The organism is Actinopolymorpha sp. B11F2, from assembly GCF_040195635.1.
Taxonomy (GTDB): domain Bacteria; phylum Actinomycetota; class Actinomycetes; order Propionibacteriales; family Actinopolymorphaceae; genus Thermasporomyces.
Genome location: NZ_JBEFTX010000021.1, coordinates 65,236 through 80,876, shown reverse-complemented (window position 1 = coordinate 80,876; position 15,641 = coordinate 65,236). Strand labels below are relative to the sequence as shown.

Annotated in this window: 15 protein-coding genes; 8 read left to right on the top strand and 7 right to left on the bottom strand. The window is 66.9% G+C overall.

Features of this window, described 5'->3' with window-relative positions:
* Positions 1-27: 27 nt before the first annotated feature.
* The 6 genes from ABN034_RS29235 (at position 28) to ABN034_RS29210 (ending at position 6,865) form a co-directional block, all read left to right on the top strand.
* The gene (locus tag ABN034_RS29235) at positions 28-2,130 is read left to right on the top strand and encodes a BTAD domain-containing putative transcriptional regulator (protein WP_349694206.1); all 2,103 of its coding nucleotides are present in this window, start codon (positions 28-30) and stop codon (positions 2,128-2,130) included.
* Between the two features lie 167 nt (positions 2,131-2,297).
* Positions 2,298-3,041, top strand: coding sequence for a hypothetical protein (locus ABN034_RS29230; protein WP_349694205.1), 744 nt, complete (start codon positions 2,298-2,300; stop codon positions 3,039-3,041).
* Between the two features lie 188 nt (positions 3,042-3,229).
* Entirely contained in the window at positions 3,230-3,616 is a 387-nt protein-coding gene (locus ABN034_RS29225) for a hypothetical protein (RefSeq protein WP_349694204.1), read from the top strand.
* Entirely contained in the window at positions 3,613-4,968 is a 1,356-nt protein-coding gene (locus ABN034_RS29220) for a PrsW family intramembrane metalloprotease (RefSeq protein WP_349694203.1), read from the top strand. The genes ABN034_RS29225 and ABN034_RS29220 overlap by 4 nt, the downstream gene beginning before the upstream one ends.
* Positions 4,965-5,606 (top strand): hypothetical protein, encoded by a 642-nt coding sequence (locus tag ABN034_RS29215; RefSeq protein WP_349694202.1) that lies wholly within the window; start codon positions 4,965-4,967, stop codon positions 5,604-5,606. Before ABN034_RS29220 ends, ABN034_RS29215 begins: the two co-directional genes overlap by 4 nt.
* On the top strand, positions 5,603-6,865 hold the full coding sequence (locus tag ABN034_RS29210) for a hypothetical protein (RefSeq protein ID WP_349694201.1): 1,263 nt from the start codon (positions 5,603-5,605) through the stop codon (positions 6,863-6,865). Before ABN034_RS29215 ends, ABN034_RS29210 begins: the two co-directional genes overlap by 4 nt.
* A gap of 19 nt (positions 6,866-6,884) precedes the next feature.
* Here ABN034_RS29210 and ABN034_RS29205 read toward each other — a convergent pair whose 3' ends face one another.
* Together ABN034_RS29205 and ABN034_RS29200 are read right to left on the bottom strand one after the other, a co-directional pair.
* Entirely contained in the window at positions 6,885-7,529 is a 645-nt protein-coding gene (locus ABN034_RS29205) for a hypothetical protein (protein ID WP_349694200.1), read from the bottom strand.
* Complete coding sequence (locus ABN034_RS29200) at positions 7,514-8,197, bottom strand: hypothetical protein (protein WP_349694199.1); 684 nt, start codon at positions 8,195-8,197, stop codon at positions 7,514-7,516. Before ABN034_RS29200 ends, ABN034_RS29205 begins: the two co-directional genes overlap by 16 nt.
* A 231-nt stretch (positions 8,198-8,428) precedes the next feature.
* On the opposite strand from ABN034_RS29200, the gene ABN034_RS29195 reads away from it, so the two are divergent.
* Positions 8,429-9,418, top strand: coding sequence for an ArsR/SmtB family transcription factor (locus ABN034_RS29195; RefSeq protein ID WP_349694198.1), 990 nt, complete (start codon positions 8,429-8,431; stop codon positions 9,416-9,418).
* Between the two features lie 125 nt (positions 9,419-9,543).
* Positions 9,544-10,059 carry a hypothetical protein gene (locus tag ABN034_RS29190; protein ID WP_349694197.1) on the top strand — a complete coding sequence of 172 codons (516 nt, stop codon included), beginning with the start codon at positions 9,544-9,546 and terminating at the stop codon, positions 10,057-10,059.
* A 42-nt stretch (positions 10,060-10,101) separates the two neighbouring features.
* Here the strand turns inward: ABN034_RS29190 and ABN034_RS29185 are convergent, their stop codons facing one another.
* From ABN034_RS29185 to ABN034_RS29170, 5 genes are all read right to left on the bottom strand, one after another.
* On the bottom strand, positions 10,102-10,506 hold the full coding sequence (locus ABN034_RS29185; RefSeq protein ID WP_349694196.1) for a nucleotidyl transferase AbiEii/AbiGii toxin family protein: 405 nt from the start codon (positions 10,504-10,506) through the stop codon (positions 10,102-10,104).
* Positions 10,394-10,666, bottom strand: a complete 273-nt coding sequence (locus ABN034_RS34655) for a hypothetical protein (protein ID WP_502879116.1) — start codon at positions 10,664-10,666, stop codon at positions 10,394-10,396. Before ABN034_RS34655 ends, ABN034_RS29185 begins: the two co-directional genes overlap by 113 nt.
* A gap of 173 nt (positions 10,667-10,839) precedes the next feature.
* Positions 10,840-11,436, bottom strand: a complete 597-nt coding sequence (locus ABN034_RS29180; protein ID WP_349694195.1) for a type IV toxin-antitoxin system AbiEi family antitoxin domain-containing protein — start codon at positions 11,434-11,436, stop codon at positions 10,840-10,842.
* A 112-nt stretch (positions 11,437-11,548) separates the two neighbouring features.
* Positions 11,549-11,728 carry a DUF6104 family protein gene (locus ABN034_RS29175; protein WP_349332031.1) on the bottom strand — a complete coding sequence of 60 codons (180 nt, stop codon included), beginning with the start codon at positions 11,726-11,728 and terminating at the stop codon, positions 11,549-11,551.
* A gap of 36 nt (positions 11,729-11,764) precedes the next feature.
* Entirely contained in the window at positions 11,765-15,538 is a 3,774-nt protein-coding gene (locus ABN034_RS29170) for a multifunctional oxoglutarate decarboxylase/oxoglutarate dehydrogenase thiamine pyrophosphate-binding subunit/dihydrolipoyllysine-residue succinyltransferase subunit (RefSeq protein ID WP_349694274.1), read from the bottom strand.
* Positions 15,539-15,641: the final 103 nt, after the last annotated feature.

The following is a 15,641-nucleotide window of genomic DNA, read 5'->3' as shown; positions in this document are numbered from 1 at the left end:
GCCCGCGCCTGTGCGACGATCTTCCTGATGCTGCACCACGCGGGAGGGGTACGGATGGACTATCGCCTGCTGGGCCCGGTCGAGGTATGCGACCAGGGCACTGCAGTCCCGATCGGCGGGCCACGTCAACGGACGGTACTCGCGGTCCTCGCGCTCAACCTCGACCGGGTGGTGCCGGTTCGTGCCCTCGTTGACGCGGTGTGGGATGGCTCGGCGCCGGTCACCGCTCATGGGCAGATCCTCACGGCGGTGTCGGCGTTACGGCGCTCGCTCGGGGCTGCGATTGAGACGCGTTCCACCGGCTATCTCCTCCATGCCGATCCGGATGACGTCGATGTCCACAGCTTTGAACGCCTGGCCGCCGAGGCGTGCGAGCTCAATGCTGCCGGGCACCTTGATGCGTGTGTCGCGCGCCTGCGTGCGGCGCTAGCCCTGTGGCGCGGTCCGGCACTGGGCGGGGTGCGCCGACTGGCCGCCGAGGCCACCAGGTTGGAGGAACGTCGATTGCTCGTCCTCGAGCGCTGCCTCGAGGCCGAGCTGGCCATGGGGAGGCATGCGGACAGGGTGGGTGAGCTGCTCGCCCTGACGGATTCGCACCCTTTCCGCGAACGGTTCCGCGCGTTGCTGATGCGTGCGTTGCACCATCTCGGCCGCCAGGCCGAGGCGCTGGACTGCTATCGGTCGGGACGCCGCCTACTTGTCGAGGAACTCGGGATCGAACCCGGACCGGAGTTGCAGCGGCTGCACAAGACCATCCTCGCCGGCGGGCACGACCCTGTTCCGGGGGCGACCGATGTGTTTGGCCAGCCGTCCACGCCCATTCGGCCAACGACCGCCGTTGGTGTGCCCGGCTCGGCAGCACCACCCTCGACGGAGCGCGTCGTCCAGCAACACGTCCCGGGTCCCACCTGGTACCAGGATCCGCCCAGGCCTGTGCGTCGGGTGTTCTTCGGCGTGACCCTCAACAGCACGAGTGGCAGGATGCCCGACTTTCGGGTGGGGGCGGTCCGACTGTGGGACTGCTCCTGTCGCTGGTCGAACATCCAACCGCACAGAGAGGTCTTCGACTGGCAGACGTTGGACCGGCTCGTGACCGGTGCGCGGGACGTGGACCTGCCGGTGCTGTACACGATGGGACTGCCGGCCGGATGGGCATGTCCCGACGCGAAACGCGCGCCGTACCTCGAGGACTGCCGGGCGGCGGCACCTGATGACCTGACCGACTGGGATGCCTACGTCCACACCACGGTGACCCGATACCGCGGACGGATCGAGGCGTACGAGCTCTGGGACTACGTCAACTCGCCGATGTGGTACACCGGTGACGCGGACACGTTGGCCGAGATGGTCCGGCGCGCGGCCAGGATCATCAAGGACGTGGATCCTGCCGCGCTCGTGGTTTCGCCGTCGTTCGGTGATTTGTGGGATCCGGCCGTCCGGGAGCAGCTCCGGTTGTACGCCGAGGCAGGCGTCCTCGAGCTCTGCGACGCCGTAGCGGTCAAGCTTCACCCACGGGAGCCCTCGGGTCCGCCCGAGGAGATGATCGAACTCAGCACGCTCATCGACCGGACGTTGCACTCCGTGGGTGCCCAGCGTCTGCTATGGGCAACCGGGCCCTCGCACAACATGGTCCATGCTCCACGGCTGGATCAGGCCACGGCCGAGGCGTACGCCGTCCGCCAGTTCCTCGTCGGTATCTTCGCCCGCTGCGAGCGGATGTACTTCTACAACTGGGGAAACCGCACGCTCCCAATCGTCCTCCAGGCCGAAGGCGGACCGCCCACGCAGGCCGCCTGGTCCGTCGACAGGGTGCAGCACTGGCTTGCCGACGCGTACGTACGATCCGCCAGTCACGGTAGCGACGACAACCTGCCGCCGAATGTCTGGCAGCTCCGGTTCGTGTTTCCCTCGTCTCCGGGAGGCGGTCCTCCTGATCGCTCGTCGAGCGAGGCCGTGATCCGCTGGACGGATACCGGTACGGCAAGCATGCCAGCCGAGCCGGATACGGACCGGATCGAGCACCTCAACGGAACCGTCGAGCCTGCCGTTCCCGGCAGCAACGTCCATGTCACGGAGCTACCGATCATCATTCGCTACCACCAGCGCAGGCTCCCTTCCAGCGACTCTTGAGCAAGAGCCGCCATCGGCGAATTCCAAGAGTTCCTGACAGCGACGTTCGCGTGCCTCTCCGTCTCGTTCAAGGCACTTCGGCTCGGTCCGAAGTGACTGGCCCTCTGGTATCTGACCTTGGTCGGATACGAACGCGACATCGAAAGCCAGACCGGAGGGTGAGATCAATGAGTGAACTGGTGACCAAGGTGGTCGTGGTTGCGTTGATCTTGCTTGTCATCGCCGCTGCCGTCGTACCGAGAATTCGTGGCAGGCGGTCCATGGCGCAACGGGTGAAGGCCATGGCCGCCGTGGCGGAGAGCCAGGGGTGGACGTTCACAGCAGAGCGACCAGACCTGGTGCCACTCGTTCAGCAGCTGCCACGGTCGCTGGGCACTGCGGGGGACATGATCACAAGCAAGGTCATGAGAATGGAGCCGACGCGATTGGCTGTCGGGTCCCGCATCCTGAACGTCCTCGGGGGTGTTGCCGAGGGACGCCGAGTTGAGATCTTCGACTGGCTGGTAGGACACGGATCCGGCACAGGTAGGGCGCAACTGACCTACCTGCACACTGTCTGGGCGGTTCCATTGCCGCACGTTCCGTTCTGGGTACAGGTGGCGAACAAGTGGCAAAGTCATGACGAGTGGCGCCCCGGCAAGCTCTTTCGGACTGGCGATGCCGCCTTTGACAAGAGGTTTCTGACGACCGCCGAGGATGCCAGCCATGTAGGCGCCGGACTTACCCAGCAGACGCGTCGTCTCCTCCTCGAGTCGAGTTTCGACGGTTGGCGTCTTGATCCGGATCTCGGAGTGCTCCTGGTCTGGACCCACTCACAGCGTCGCTACGCTCCCGCGGACCAGATCGTCGCCATGACGCACCAGGTGGTTCGGCTGGCGGCCGAGGCCGACGCACAGACAGCGAGCGGGTAGGCACCGATGCCGCTTCCAAGCCTGACGTCTCACGACAGGAGTCAGCAGCGATGGACACCAGCCCAGGAGCACGACCGAGGACATCGCGTTTCAGATGTGGGCTGGTTGCGGTCGTTGCTCGCGGGTCACACGACACCTCCTGGGTCAACAGGTCAGAGTGCCACGCACGCCTCGCACGGTGGAGGGCCATGCGGCTGCTCTGCGTACTTGCATGTGCGATGGCGACAAGCGGCTGTTTTCCGCAGTCGGGAGCCATGGCGGAAAACTGTGAGTCGCTGCGGTCGGTCTGGTACAAAGCGCAGGCCGACATGCGAGCGGTGGTCCACGATGACCACGTCGACCCACAGGACAAGTCTCGGCGGCTCACTGCCATCGCCGATCAGTTACGGCAGGAATCGCAGTCCATCAAGGATGAACAATTGCGCACTGCAATGAACGGGGTTGCGAGCGACTTCAGGATCATGGCCGACGCGCTTGGTGGGGTCGGCTCACGCCGCCCGGCCGTGTCACCGCTGCCGCCGATCACCAACATCCAGAAGCTCAACAAGGCGATAGACCAACGATGCCCGGCATGAAGGCATACAAGCTTCAAGCGGCGATCACCCTCGGGGTCACCGCGGCATCCGCCTTAGCAGCACTTCCAGCCGTCCTGCCCCTGCCGATCTGGGAATTCCCCGTTGCGCTGGCCGACTACCCCGCCCGGCGCATGCCGATCCCTTCGCTGTTTGGCTGGGCATTCCTTGTCGGGATCGTCGTGGGCGCCCCGCTCGGCCTGCTGGTGTGGAAACTTCCGTTCCCAGCCCGCTGGCACCCGGTGCGGAACGTCGCCGCGCTGCTGTTGGCCACTGGCATGGCCACCATTCCTGTCGTCTTCGTTCTCATCCCCAACGCACTCGGCGGCGTGCCCATGGCTATCCCCGGACTGGCGACAGCCGTCGTCGTGCTCTACCGCGTGCAACGCTTCCGGAGGATTCCACTGCGCTACTGTCTCGTCGCCGTTGCCTGGGGTGGCACCTTCGCGATTACCGCGGGGCACCAACTGCTCTCGGTTCTCCATGTCTATCTCGCATACTGGTTACGTCGTCCCGACGTGAGCCTGGCGCCCGACGTCGTGATTTCCGCGCCGCTCTGGGAGGAAGCCGTCAAGGGGCTCGGCGTTCTCGCCATCTTCGCCCACCTACGTCAGCGCTACGACGACCCCGTGCATGGTTTCGTGCTCGGTGCCATGGTCGGTGCGGGGTTCAACTTCATGGAAACCAGCCGCTATGCCATGTACAACTTCAACGCAGCGATGCTGCAGGTGTGGGTGCGCCAGTGGGTGTCGGGTATCACCTTCGGGCATGTGCTGTTCACCGGGCTGACCGGTGCAGCCATCGCGCTGGCCTACCGGCAGCGGCGCGCCATCGCGCGGATCGCGGTCGCGGCAGGTGGATTCGGGTTGGCGGTGGTCGCTCACTTCGTGTGGAACTGGATGTCCCTCAACAATCGACTACCCGCAGCCTTCGAGGACGCCGTGTCCGCCACCCTGCTCGGCTTTCCCCTCAACTTCCTGATCCTCTCCGGCCCCTTCCTGCTCTTGCTCACCGTGACATTGGTGGTAGCAGGCAGGCGAGAACGGGCCGAACTGTACGCAGGTCTCGCCGCCGAGGTTCGGGCTGGCCAGACAGCCGTCACAGTGGGGGAGGCTACCGTCCTTGCCCGTCCCAGGCTGCGGCTCGCACACCGGCTGCTGTGTGCCCGCGCCCTCGGCTGGTGGGCGTACCGCGCCGTCGGCAACCTCCACCAACTGCAACTCGATCTCGCGCACGAACGCTTCCGGCTGGCCCGGGAGGTCGATCGCGTACCACCCACCAGTCCGAGCGCGCTGCGACGGGACATCCGGGCGCTTCGGGTCTGGATCAACACTCCGATGGAGGCAGCGCCATGAGACGGCTCGGCACGCTCGCCTTCCTGACCCTGCTGGTGCTCGTTGCCTCCCCGACGGCGGCCTCGGCCCACTGTCACGGCTCCGTCACCTACGGACCAGGAGGATCCGGCGACTGCGGCAAGGCAGCGCTCTGGGGGACGCTGCTCGCTGCGGCCGCATGGGGTGGTGCTGCGGCCATGAATGTTCTTGCTCTTGCGCTGGACTACTATCGTGAACCCCTCTTTCGCAAGCTTCCCAAAGCGCACTTCGAGAACTACCGTCCGCCGTCCGAGCGGTACCGTCCAGTCGGCCGACGAAGGCTGGAGCGACACCCCTCGCGCGATCGCCGCCGTAACGTCTACCTGGAGCAACTGGGGGACGAGTACGAGTTCATGTACCGCGCTCGCGAACTGTCCAGTGCCGGGACCCACGACGCTGTCGCGAAGTTCGCCACGGCGCTCGCCGAAGTCGTGTCGGGCGCACTCCCGAAACAGGGAGCAAGGCTCGCGAGCGAGTCGGCTGTGCCAGGTTGGGTCGGGCCTACAGTGGAGTGGACAGCACGAATCTATATAGTCTCCAGGCCTTTGCAGCGGGTCGGTTGGCGCTGGCTCAATGACACGGCGATCAGGATACGAGCGTTCACAGGCTTGTGGCTGTGATCACCGCGGTGCTTTGTGGCCGCGGGTCCGATCCTCCGGCCGACCCCGCACGCGCCTGCGCGCTGGCCGCACTCGTGGCGGGGGAGCTGGCGCACCGGGTATTCCTCGATGCCGCTGATGTACGCATCGTCGCATTCATCCGCGACTTGCACCAGCAAGCCGGGGCGGACCCGCACCTGCTGGACGCCGTGCTCCGCGGCCTGCTCGGTGCCCCGTTGCCTGCGGTCTCCGACCCGCTGACCCCGCTGCTCCTACTCGGGCGCGGTCTCGTCCTCGCGCTCGACCTGGACGAGCAGGCAGTGGCCGAGGTGGTCGCACGCTCCGAACAACAGCTACCCACCCGGCTGCCCGGCTCGGCCGTAACGTCAAACCCGCAGCCGTCCACCACATCGCTCCCGGCGTCGGCGCCGGCTTCACAGCCACCCATCGCGGCGGTCCTAGCAGCGCACAGGACTTTCGCACCGCCCACCCCACCAGCACCTCGTCGAGCCAAGACCCCATTCCTCGCTGGCGGAATCATCGCCGCTCTGGGCGTGCTCGCCCTGGTCGCCATGGTGATCCTCCCGCTTGGCAACAGCCGGAACGGACAGAACCCGGCTCCCACCATCCCGTCGGCACCCCCCGAGAGCGACCCCCAACAGGTCGCTCATGGATTCGCCGAGGCGGTCAACAACGAACAGTTTGATCGGGCCCGCGAGTTGCTGTGTAGCGAACCCAGCAGCATGACAAGGCATATGGCCGAGGGACGGCTCCGGGTCGAGGAGTTCACTGTGGACAAGGTAGAAACGCAGAACTCCACGACGGCGTACCTACGCGCGAAGGGAGTCATAGCCTCGCAGTCGGAAGCCCTTGTCTGGCGGGGGACTCTGCGCAGGCAAGGAGATTGGTGTGTGATCGACATCCGCCCTGAGGACAACTCCCCACCTGCACAGCCGGAGACCCGGGATGTGGCCATCGACAAGATGCGTAACTTCATTACTCTGCTCAATCATGGCGACACGTACAAAGCAATGACCTATGTCTGCGGCACACCGCGGAGGGCGGCAATCGAGTCGACGATTGACCGGCTTGTTGTCAGCAGGGCACAGCTTGCCGTGACACCCGACCCCGGCCCAGAGGGCGCCCGCACCTACACCGGCTCCGTCACCGGACAGGCCCAGCTCAGCGCCATCATGGACGTGGTCGGCGGCGTGACGATCAGCCGTAGTGCCGACGGCACCTACTGCATCAGTCGCTTCGAGGTCAGGTATGAGGGATGACACACGTCGGAACGACCGGCTACGAGCTGCCCGGACTGGAGCAGTACATATGTTGCTGGTTTGCCGTCCGGGTGTCGTGCGGGTAGATCGGATGAGCGTCTTTGGATAGTGCGGTCACATTCGCCGCGAGCGCGACGCCGATGCACACATCGACAAACTCGGCCTGCACTGTCTCTTGATCATAGCCAAGGAGTTCCTGGTACGGTCGACGCGTTTCGTACGTGCTGCCGGTGATGATGTGTTCGCTGATCCGCTCGCCTGCCTCGACGATCGTTCCGCGCAGGACCTGTCGGGCGTACACGCTTACGCCTTCCGGCGTTCGGAAGACTTGTTTGGAAAGGACCGCCCCGGTGCCACTCGGCTCGACGTAAAAATTCTCTGGCTCGCCCGGCTCCGGGTTCGGGCTGTCGGTCGAGGGAACACGGTTGAATGCCACGATCGGTCGGTCGCCGTGGTTGACGATTTCGTACTCGATCGTCACCTGCTCGTCGTTCACGTCCGCAGACGCGCTGAAGCTCACGTCGGGCGGTTCCGGTGCTGGCGTCAGTTTCGATGGTCGCGGGGGACCCGTGGGGTCGCTGCCCAAGTGAGGGCCTCCGCCGCACGCCGCCAGCAGGCAGCCGATTGCGAGCGCCAGTGTGCTCGCCGTCAGTCGTTGCGCCATTTGCGCACCTGCCACACCACCCAGACGAGAGCGGCGACAACCACGGCGCCGGCGCCGGCGCGGTCGTTGGTGTCTTCGGCCATCAGAAAGCCCGTTGCCGCACCGGCCGATGCCGCGAATGCCAGTCCGACGACGCCGAGCATCGTGGCGTCTTCGACCTCCCAGTCACCTTCAGCCCCTGAGACGCGTTTGGTGATCCACAGCGGCATGCTGAACACCAACGCGAGCACACCGAGGCCGAGAAGAGCCAGCGGTACGACCGCGAGTCCGTATCGCGCTGCGGGCGGGTCGAGGTAAGCCGCACCGTTGAAGACTCGAGCGTCGACGCGATCGGGCAGGTCTCCGCTGCCCGCTACCTGCCCCCACCGTGCATACAGGGTGCCGCTCCCGGTTTCGCCCTCGACTGACCACGACGCGCCCGGACATTTCGTTCGGTCATCGGATTCGATCCCGCGAGTTCCGCTCGCTTCGCAGACATCGCCCAGCTCCACCCCGACCGGCGTGCCGAGTGTGTAGCCCAGCGGCCAGCCGGCTATCGAGGCGGCTGGGGTCGGAACCAGGTAGAGAAGCAGCGCGGCAACCAGGCCGACTCCGCCAAGGATGAGTGCGATGAACCGAGCGGCGTCTGCGAGGTCGAGGACGGATCTTTGGGCCGTAAACCTTGCCATTCGCCACATGATTGGGCGCGAGCCGGAGCCAGTCGAGCCAATTCGGGCGGAGCCGAAGCGTCCTGACCTACGCCGGGGAGCCCCCCGAACTCAGCAAGTATGAGATCAAGAGCGGATCGAGAGCGGATCAGCATCGACTCGTGCCAACCTGGCCGGGACGGGCTGCGCCTGCTCGTACCCGGCCATCTTCCGACGGCGCTCGTACGAAAGGTTCGCGAGGCGAGGTGGGACATGCTGCGCATCGTGTTCACGGGAGAAGACCTGGCACGCGTTCGGGTCAACGAGAACGTCGACCCGATGTGGGAGATCGTGCTGAGCCTGCACCAGATTGGCACGCGACCTGCCGCCGCCAATCCCTACCGGAACTGGGCGAGCTGGGCCCGAACTGTGGCTCGCGAGCGACTCGCTCCGGTCGTGGCCGGCCTTTACGAACTGGCGCCTCCGCAACGCTACTTTCCCGACTTCCTGACCCCTGCGCCAACGAGCACAAGGCTTGAGGCCGGCATCGATGCTGTGCTGCACGTGCCGGGAGCGCGCCTGCGTACCGAGATGGAGAAGGCGAACGGCGTGTCCCGCCGGTCAACCTGGTTGGCCGGCGTCGCCGCCGGAGAACCACGGACTCTGCGTTGCTTGGCGTCCGCACTGCGTACCTACTACAACCACACACTCGCGCCGTTCCACAACCAGATCACCACGCAGCTCGATGATCATCGACGTGAAATGACCCAGCGGCTGGTCAGCGGCGGCGTTCACGCCTTGCTGGCAAGCCTGCCAGGAGGCATCCGGTGGACCCCTCCCGTCCTGACCGCCGATTATCCTGCCGACCTCGACATCGATCTCGGCGGCCGCGGCCTGACCCTGGTGCCCTCGTTCTTCTGCCGAGGCACTCCGGTAACTCTGGCGAACATCGATCTCGACCCGGTGCTCGTCTATCCCACAGATCCGCCAACACACTGGATGCAACCGAACGACATCCACGCCGGCACGGACCGACATCTGGCCGCACTCATTGGCGGGCCACGAGCCGCCCTGCTGAGGGCCCTGACCACTCCTGCAGGCACCACCCGACTGGCCGCGCGTACCGGTCTCTCCATGTCCTCCACGAGCGAGCACACCGCAATCTTGCGCAACAGCGGACTGGTGAGATCAACCCGGAACGGCCGGCACGTCGTTCACACTCTGACCCCACTCGGCCAGAACATGCTTGCGGGCGGCCGCTGATGCAGGGGCGTCGTCTCCCGGATAACTGGGCTGTGCCCCCGACCGGCGAATCCTGACCATGCCGCGCTCTGGTCGGCACCAGGCCCTTAACGCGGCGTTAAGCCGGCATGGGGCACGCTGGGGCCATGGCTCGTCGACGTGTCCTCCTCGGCGTCCTCGGCTGGCTCGCCGTGGCCGCGGTCGCGGTGACGGTCGGGGTCCTCGCGATCTCCCTCCTTGGCCGGGGGCTCACCGACGGGACGAGTCAACCCTTGAGCAGCGACGCCGTCGCCCGTGCGCTCGCGAAGGCGAGTGCCGAAGCGACGTCGGGGTCTTCCTCGCCGGGGCCGGAGGCCAACACCTCGCCGACCACCACAGGGACGCCACCGCCCACCCCACCGGCAGGCGGGGAGGCAGGTGGATCCACGCCGGCGGTGACGAACATCCCGTCTCGAGGGGGCACGGTCATCGCCCGGTGCGACGGCGACCAGGCGTACCTCACCTCCTGGAGCCCACATCCGGACTTCGAGACCGAGGAGGCGGAGCGTGGACCGGACAGCACGGCATCGGTGGAGTTCGAGGGCGACGACGTGAAGGTGAAGGTCATGGTGACCTGCGTCAACGGCCGCCCGAAGGCCGAGACGGAGACCAAACCGGACTGACGACAGGGCAACTGACGATAGGGCAGATGCTCCCTCGACGGCCTACGTGGAACGCGCCGGGTCTCGCCATGCGCGGCTCCCGGCCTGCCAGGTCCCGCCGGCCGCAGTCATGTCCAGGATCGGGTCGGCGTAGAGCGCGACGTCGCGCTCATGCCTGCCGGTCAACGTCCACATGTCCACGTAGTCCCTGACCCGGGTGTTCCCCTCGCCGAGGCTGACGGCCGTGCAGAGCTTCTCCGCCAGGACGGTCACCAGCGGGTATCCGAGGATGCAGATCGGTGGGCCGTCGCGGAGCACGGGGTAGGCAAGCTCGACTGGTGCGGGAGTGACCGGATCACCGACGTTGACGTCGAGTTTCAACGTGACCCGCGCCCGCGCGACGTGAGCGTCCGTCGTGAGGCGAACGCCACCGTAGAGGCCGTCCTCGCGGATGGCGGAGGTACGCACGGGTCGTGGTCAGGAAGTCGACGCCGTCGTCCTCGGCAAGGCGCAGCTGACACACCTCAACGACCCGTGCGGCCACGGTTGCCTGATCCGCAGAGATGCGCCGGGCGAGCGAGTCTGCATCCTGCGTAGGACGGTGCGCGTCAAGGACGGCGAGCAGCAGTCCTGCCTTGAGGACGAACTCGTCGCGGTGTTCAGATGCGGCGATGCGGGCGAGAAACCGCTCCAGTACGTAGAACGTCAGCAGCTCCTGGGTCGGGCGGCGTTCCCGGCGGGCGCGGTTCTGCAGGTCCAGACAGGCGCGTCCTGCAGCGGTCGCTCACGTCACCGGCATGGTCAGCTCGCCGTCAGGACGTCGAGGGCGGCCCGCAACGGCGCGGCCACATGCAGGGCACGCGCGAACTCGACGAGGTCGCCCACCCGGGCGTCGCGTCCTGCCAGGTAGCGTCGCAGCGCAATGAGTGCCGTGGACTCGCCGAGGCGCGCTCTCAGCCGGAACACGTCCACCACGGTCCTCGGCGCCGAGTAGACGCGGACGTGTTCACCTTCGGCCGCCTCCACCAACTCCACGCCCAGCTCGAACGTGTCGACGCCGAAGCGCGACACCTCGGTCGGCGGGTGATCGATGTGCGGCGGGCGCGAGGTCCGCGGGACTGCGATGTGGACGGCCGCAGGGATGTCGTCGGTCAGGTCATGGAGCGCGAGCGCGGAGGTCAGGCACACCACCGCCTGCGGTACCCGCCGCGCGACCGCCAGCAGGTCGGGATACCGCGGAACGGGCGCGTCAGCCCTGCGGAAGACCCCTCGCGACAACTCGGTCAGGTCCCCCCGGTCGCGGAGGCGGTAGAGGTCACGAGGGTGTACGCCGGCCCGCAGCGCCTCACCAGTGGTGAAGGTTGCAGGTAGGTCGGACAGTTCTTCCGCATCGAGCATGGATAAAAGTGTAGCCATCAATGGTGATCGTGGCTACGTTTCTATCCACGGCGGATCCGGCGTGAGGCGCAGGAACCTGGGCAAACCGTACGTATCGGAGTCACGCAGATTCTCAGTCGTCGTCCTCGTCGTCGAGGCGGGCGAGCCAGGTCGCCAGGCGTTCGACCGGCGTCTCGAACTCGGGGTTGAGGTCGACGAACTCCCGCAGCCGGTCGGCCAGCCAGGCGAGACTGACCTCCTCCTCGCCACGCCGGTCGGACAGCTCCTCGATACCACGATCGGTGAAGTACACGATGCAGACCTTCGCAGGGGAGACGCGAGCCCAGGCTCAGCTGTAGGCGTCGGAGAGCAGGGTGGCCTGCTCGATGCCGTGGACCGACGTGGACCCTACCGCCGGCGCTGCCGACGAAGGTCGCGCGACGAGCTCGATGTCTCGCCCGTCGATCTGTGGCACCAGGTTGAGCGCGATGTGCGGCCACGGACCCTGGTTGGCCGGCTCGTCCTGCACCCAGCGAATCTCCGCGTGCGGGTACTTCGCGAGCTCGGCCTTGATCGCGTCGACGGGGAGCGGGCTGAGCTGCTCCAGCCGGACGATCGCGGTTCGATCACCCTGCCGGCGCTTGCGTTCGGCCAGCAGTTCCCACGACACCTTCCCCGAGCAGAGCAGGACCTGCCTGACGCCGGCAGGGTCAACCATGTCGTCGGCGATGACCGGACGGAACCGCCCGCTCGTGAACTCCGCCGGCTGGCTCGTCGCCGCCTTGCTTCGCAGCATCCACTTCGGTGTGAAGACGACGAGTGGACGATGCACGGCGCCCAGGGCGTGCCAACGCAACAGGTGGAAGTAGTTGGACGGCAGCGACGGCTGCGCGATCGTCATCGAGTCGCCCGCACCCATCTGGAGGAAGCGTTCGATCCGGGCCGAGGAGTGGTCGGGTCCCTGGCCTTCGTATCCGTGGGGGAGCAGGAGGACGACTCCGGACTGCTGACCCCACTTGGCCTCGCCCGAGGAGATGAACTCGTCGATGATCGTCTGAGCGCCGTTGGCGAAGTCGCCGAACTGCGCCTCCCAGCACACCAGCGCGTCGGGCCGCGCCACCGAGTAGCCGTACTCGAAGCCCATCGCCGCGAACTCGCTCAGCAGGGAGTCGTAGACGTAGAACGTCCCCTGCTGCTCGTCGAGGTTGGCGAGCGGAGTCCACTCGTCGCCGTTGTGCCGGTCGATGATGGTGGCGAACCGCTGTACGAAGGTGCCGCGCCGGCTGTCCTGCCCGGCGAGCCGCACCGGCCGGCCGGCCATGAGCAGTGAACCGAACGCCACCATCTCCGCCGTCGCCCAGTCGATGGGGCCCTCAGTGATGGCGGCGGCGCGCCGCTGCAGTTGAGGGAGCACCTTCTGATGCACCGTGAAACCCTCGGGCACAGATACGTGAGCGTCGGAGATCCGCTTGAGCACCTCCAGCGGCACGGCGGTCTCGAGCTCCGCCGCCGGCTTCTCGGGGTACTCCGGAGCGGTGACATAATCGTCCTCGGCTGGAGCGCTCTTGGCGGCACGAACCTCGGCGAACACCCGCTCCAGGCGTTCCTGGTAATCCTGCAGCGCCTGCTCGGCCTCCTCGACCGAGATGTCGCCGCGGCCGATGAGCGCCTCGGTGTAGAGCTTGCGGACAGAGCGCTTCTGCTCGATCAGGTCGTACATCCGCGGCTGGGTGAACGACGGGTCGTCGCCCTCGTTGTGACCACGGCGGCGGTAGCAGATCACGTCGAGCACGACGTCCTTGTGGAACGTCTGGCGGTAGTCGAACGCCAGCCGCGCCACCCGGATGCAGGCCTCGGGGTCGTCACCGTTGACGTGGAAGATCGGCGCCTGGATCATCCGTGCGACGTCGGTGCAGTACGTCGACGACCGGGAAGCCGTCGGTGCGGTCGTGAACCCGACCTGGTTGTTGACGATCACGTGGATCGTGCCGCCGGTGCGGTAGCCGCGCAGCTGCGAGAGGTTGAGCGTCTCGGCAACCACGCCCTGGCCGGCGAACGCCGCGTCGCCGTGGATGAGCACCGGCAGCACCGGGAAGTCGAGCCCGCGGTTGAGGATGTCCTGCTTGGCCCGCGCGATGCCCTCCAGCACCGGGTCGACCGCCTCCAGGTGGGACGGGTTCGCCGCGACGGACACCTTGATCCGGGCGCCGCTGTCGGCGGTGAACTCACCCTCGGCACCCAGGTGGTACTTCACGTCGCCGGAACCCTGGATCGTCCGAGGGTCGATGTTGCCCTCGAACTCCCGGAAGATGTGTGCCGGGCTCTTGCCGGCGATGTTGGCCAGCACGTTGAGCCGGCCGCGGTGGGCCATGCCGATGGTCACCTCGTCGAGGTCGGCCATCGCGGCCTGCTCGCAGATCTCGTCGAGCAGTGCGATCGCGGACTCGCCACCCTCCAGGCTGAACCGCCGTTGCCCGACGTACTTCGTCTGCAGGAACGTCTCGAACGCCTCGGCCTGGTTGAGCTTGGCGAGGATGCGGAGCTGCTCGGTGCGGGGGAGCTTGTCCTGCGGACGTTCGACCCGGTCCTGGATCCAGCGGCGTTCCTCCGGCTCCTGGATGTGCATGTACTCGATGCCGACCGTGCGGGAGTACGCATCGCGCAGCAGGCCGAGGATGTGCCGCAGCATCATGAACCGCTTGCCGCTGCCGAAGCTCCCGGTCGCGAACTCCCGGTCGAGGTCCCACAGCGTGAGCCCGTGCGTCACGACGTCGAGGTCGGCGTGCCGGCGGACCTTGTAGTCGAGCGGGTCGGTGTCGGCGATCAGGTGGCCCCGCACGCGGTAGGCGTGGATCAGCTCCAGCACCCGCGCCTGCCGCCCGATCTCGTCGTCGTGCGAGGTGGGGATGTCGGAGACCCAGCGGACCGGTTCGTACGGGATCCGCAGGGCGGCGAAGATGTCCTCGTAGAAGTCGTCCTCGCCGAGGAGCAGGTGGTGCACTCGACGCAGGAAGTCACCCGACTGTGCGCCCTGGATGACCCGGTGGTCGTAGGTCGAGGTCAGCGTCATCGTCTTGCTGACGGCGAGCCGGTTGAGCGTCTCCTCGGCCGCGCCCTGGTATTCGGCCGGGTACTCCATCGCGCCGACCCCGACGATGGCGCTCTGGCCGGCCATCAGCCGCGGCACCGGGTGGGTGGTGCCGACCGTGCCGACGTTCGTGAGGCTGATGGTGGTGCCCTGGAAGTCCTCGACGGTCAGCTTGTTGGTCCGGGCGCGGCGTACGACGTCTTCGTACGCACCCCAGAACGACGCGAAGTCGAGGGTCTCGGCGGCCTTGATGTTGGGCACGAGCAGCTGCCGGGTGCCGTCCGGCTTCTGGATGTCGATCGCGAGGCCGAGGGAGAGGTGCGGGGGCTTGACCATGGCCGGCTTGCCGTCGGCCTCGGTGTAGCTGTAGTTCATCTCCGGCATCGACCGGACGGCCTTGGCGATGGCGTAGCCGATGATGTGGGTGAAGCTGACCTTGCCGCCGCGCGAGCGGGCCAGGTGGTTGTTGATGACGATGCGGTTGTCGATCAGCAGCTTCACCGGGACCTGCCGCACGCTGGTGGCGGTGGGGACGGTGAGGCTCTGGTCCATGTTCTTGGCGGTGCGCGCCGCGGCACCACGCAGGGGCACCAGCTCCGGCTTCTCGGCAGCGGCCGGCTGGGCGGCCTCCTTGGCCGGAGGCGCCGCCTGGCCACCCGTCGGGACCGTGGACGGGGCGGTCGGCGCCTTGGGTTCGCCGGTGCGCGCCGTCGCCCGCGCCGGGCCGCCGGGGCTGGCGGAGGGCCTGGCCGGTCGCGTGGTGGTCGACGGCCCCGGGTCGGAGCCGGAGGGATGGACCTTGGGGCGCGGTGCCGGCCCGAGCGAGGTGGCCGCGGAACGCTTCTCGCCGGGCGGGGCGGTGCCCTCGTCCCGGTCGCGACCGTTGGACTCGGGGTGGTAGTCACGGAAGAACGCCAGCCACGCCTTGTCCACCGAGTCGGGATCTTTGAGGTAGCGCTGGTACATCTCGTCGACGAGCCACTCATTTGTCCCAAACTGGGACAGCGGGTCGTTGTGCGAGGACTGGGACGCCACGGCGTTAATCGCCTCTTCCACTCACCATCATGGTTCGAACCGTCTTTGGGCTTCCGGGGCCAAGCGTAGTCGTCGGTTTCAACTCCATACGTGACGGACACGT

Coding starts and splice junctions, on each gene's coding strand:
- ABN034_RS29190 (WP_349694197.1), top strand. CDS start 9,544: ATGGCTCGTCGACGTGTCCTCCTCGGCGTCCTCGGCTGGCTCGCCGTG.
- ABN034_RS29195 (WP_349694198.1), top strand. CDS start 8,429: ATGCTGCGCATCGTGTTCACGGGAGAAGACCTGGCACGCGTTCGGGTC.
- ABN034_RS29220 (WP_349694203.1), top strand. CDS start 3,613: ATGAAGGCATACAAGCTTCAAGCGGCGATCACCCTCGGGGTCACCGCG.
- ABN034_RS29215 (WP_349694202.1), top strand. CDS start 4,965: ATGAGACGGCTCGGCACGCTCGCCTTCCTGACCCTGCTGGTGCTCGTT.
- ABN034_RS29230 (WP_349694205.1), top strand. CDS start 2,298: ATGAGTGAACTGGTGACCAAGGTGGTCGTGGTTGCGTTGATCTTGCTT.
- ABN034_RS29205 (WP_349694200.1), bottom strand. CDS start 7,529: ATGGCGCAACGACTGACGGCGAGCACACTGGCGCTCGCAATCGGCTGC.
- ABN034_RS29235 (WP_349694206.1), top strand. CDS start 28: ATGCTGCACCACGCGGGAGGGGTACGGATGGACTATCGCCTGCTGGGC.
- ABN034_RS29200 (WP_349694199.1), bottom strand. CDS start 8,197: ATGGCAAGGTTTACGGCCCAAAGATCCGTCCTCGACCTCGCAGACGCC.
- ABN034_RS29225 (WP_349694204.1), top strand. CDS start 3,230: ATGCGGCTGCTCTGCGTACTTGCATGTGCGATGGCGACAAGCGGCTGT.
- ABN034_RS29180 (WP_349694195.1), bottom strand. CDS start 11,436: ATGCTCGATGCGGAAGAACTGTCCGACCTACCTGCAACCTTCACCACT.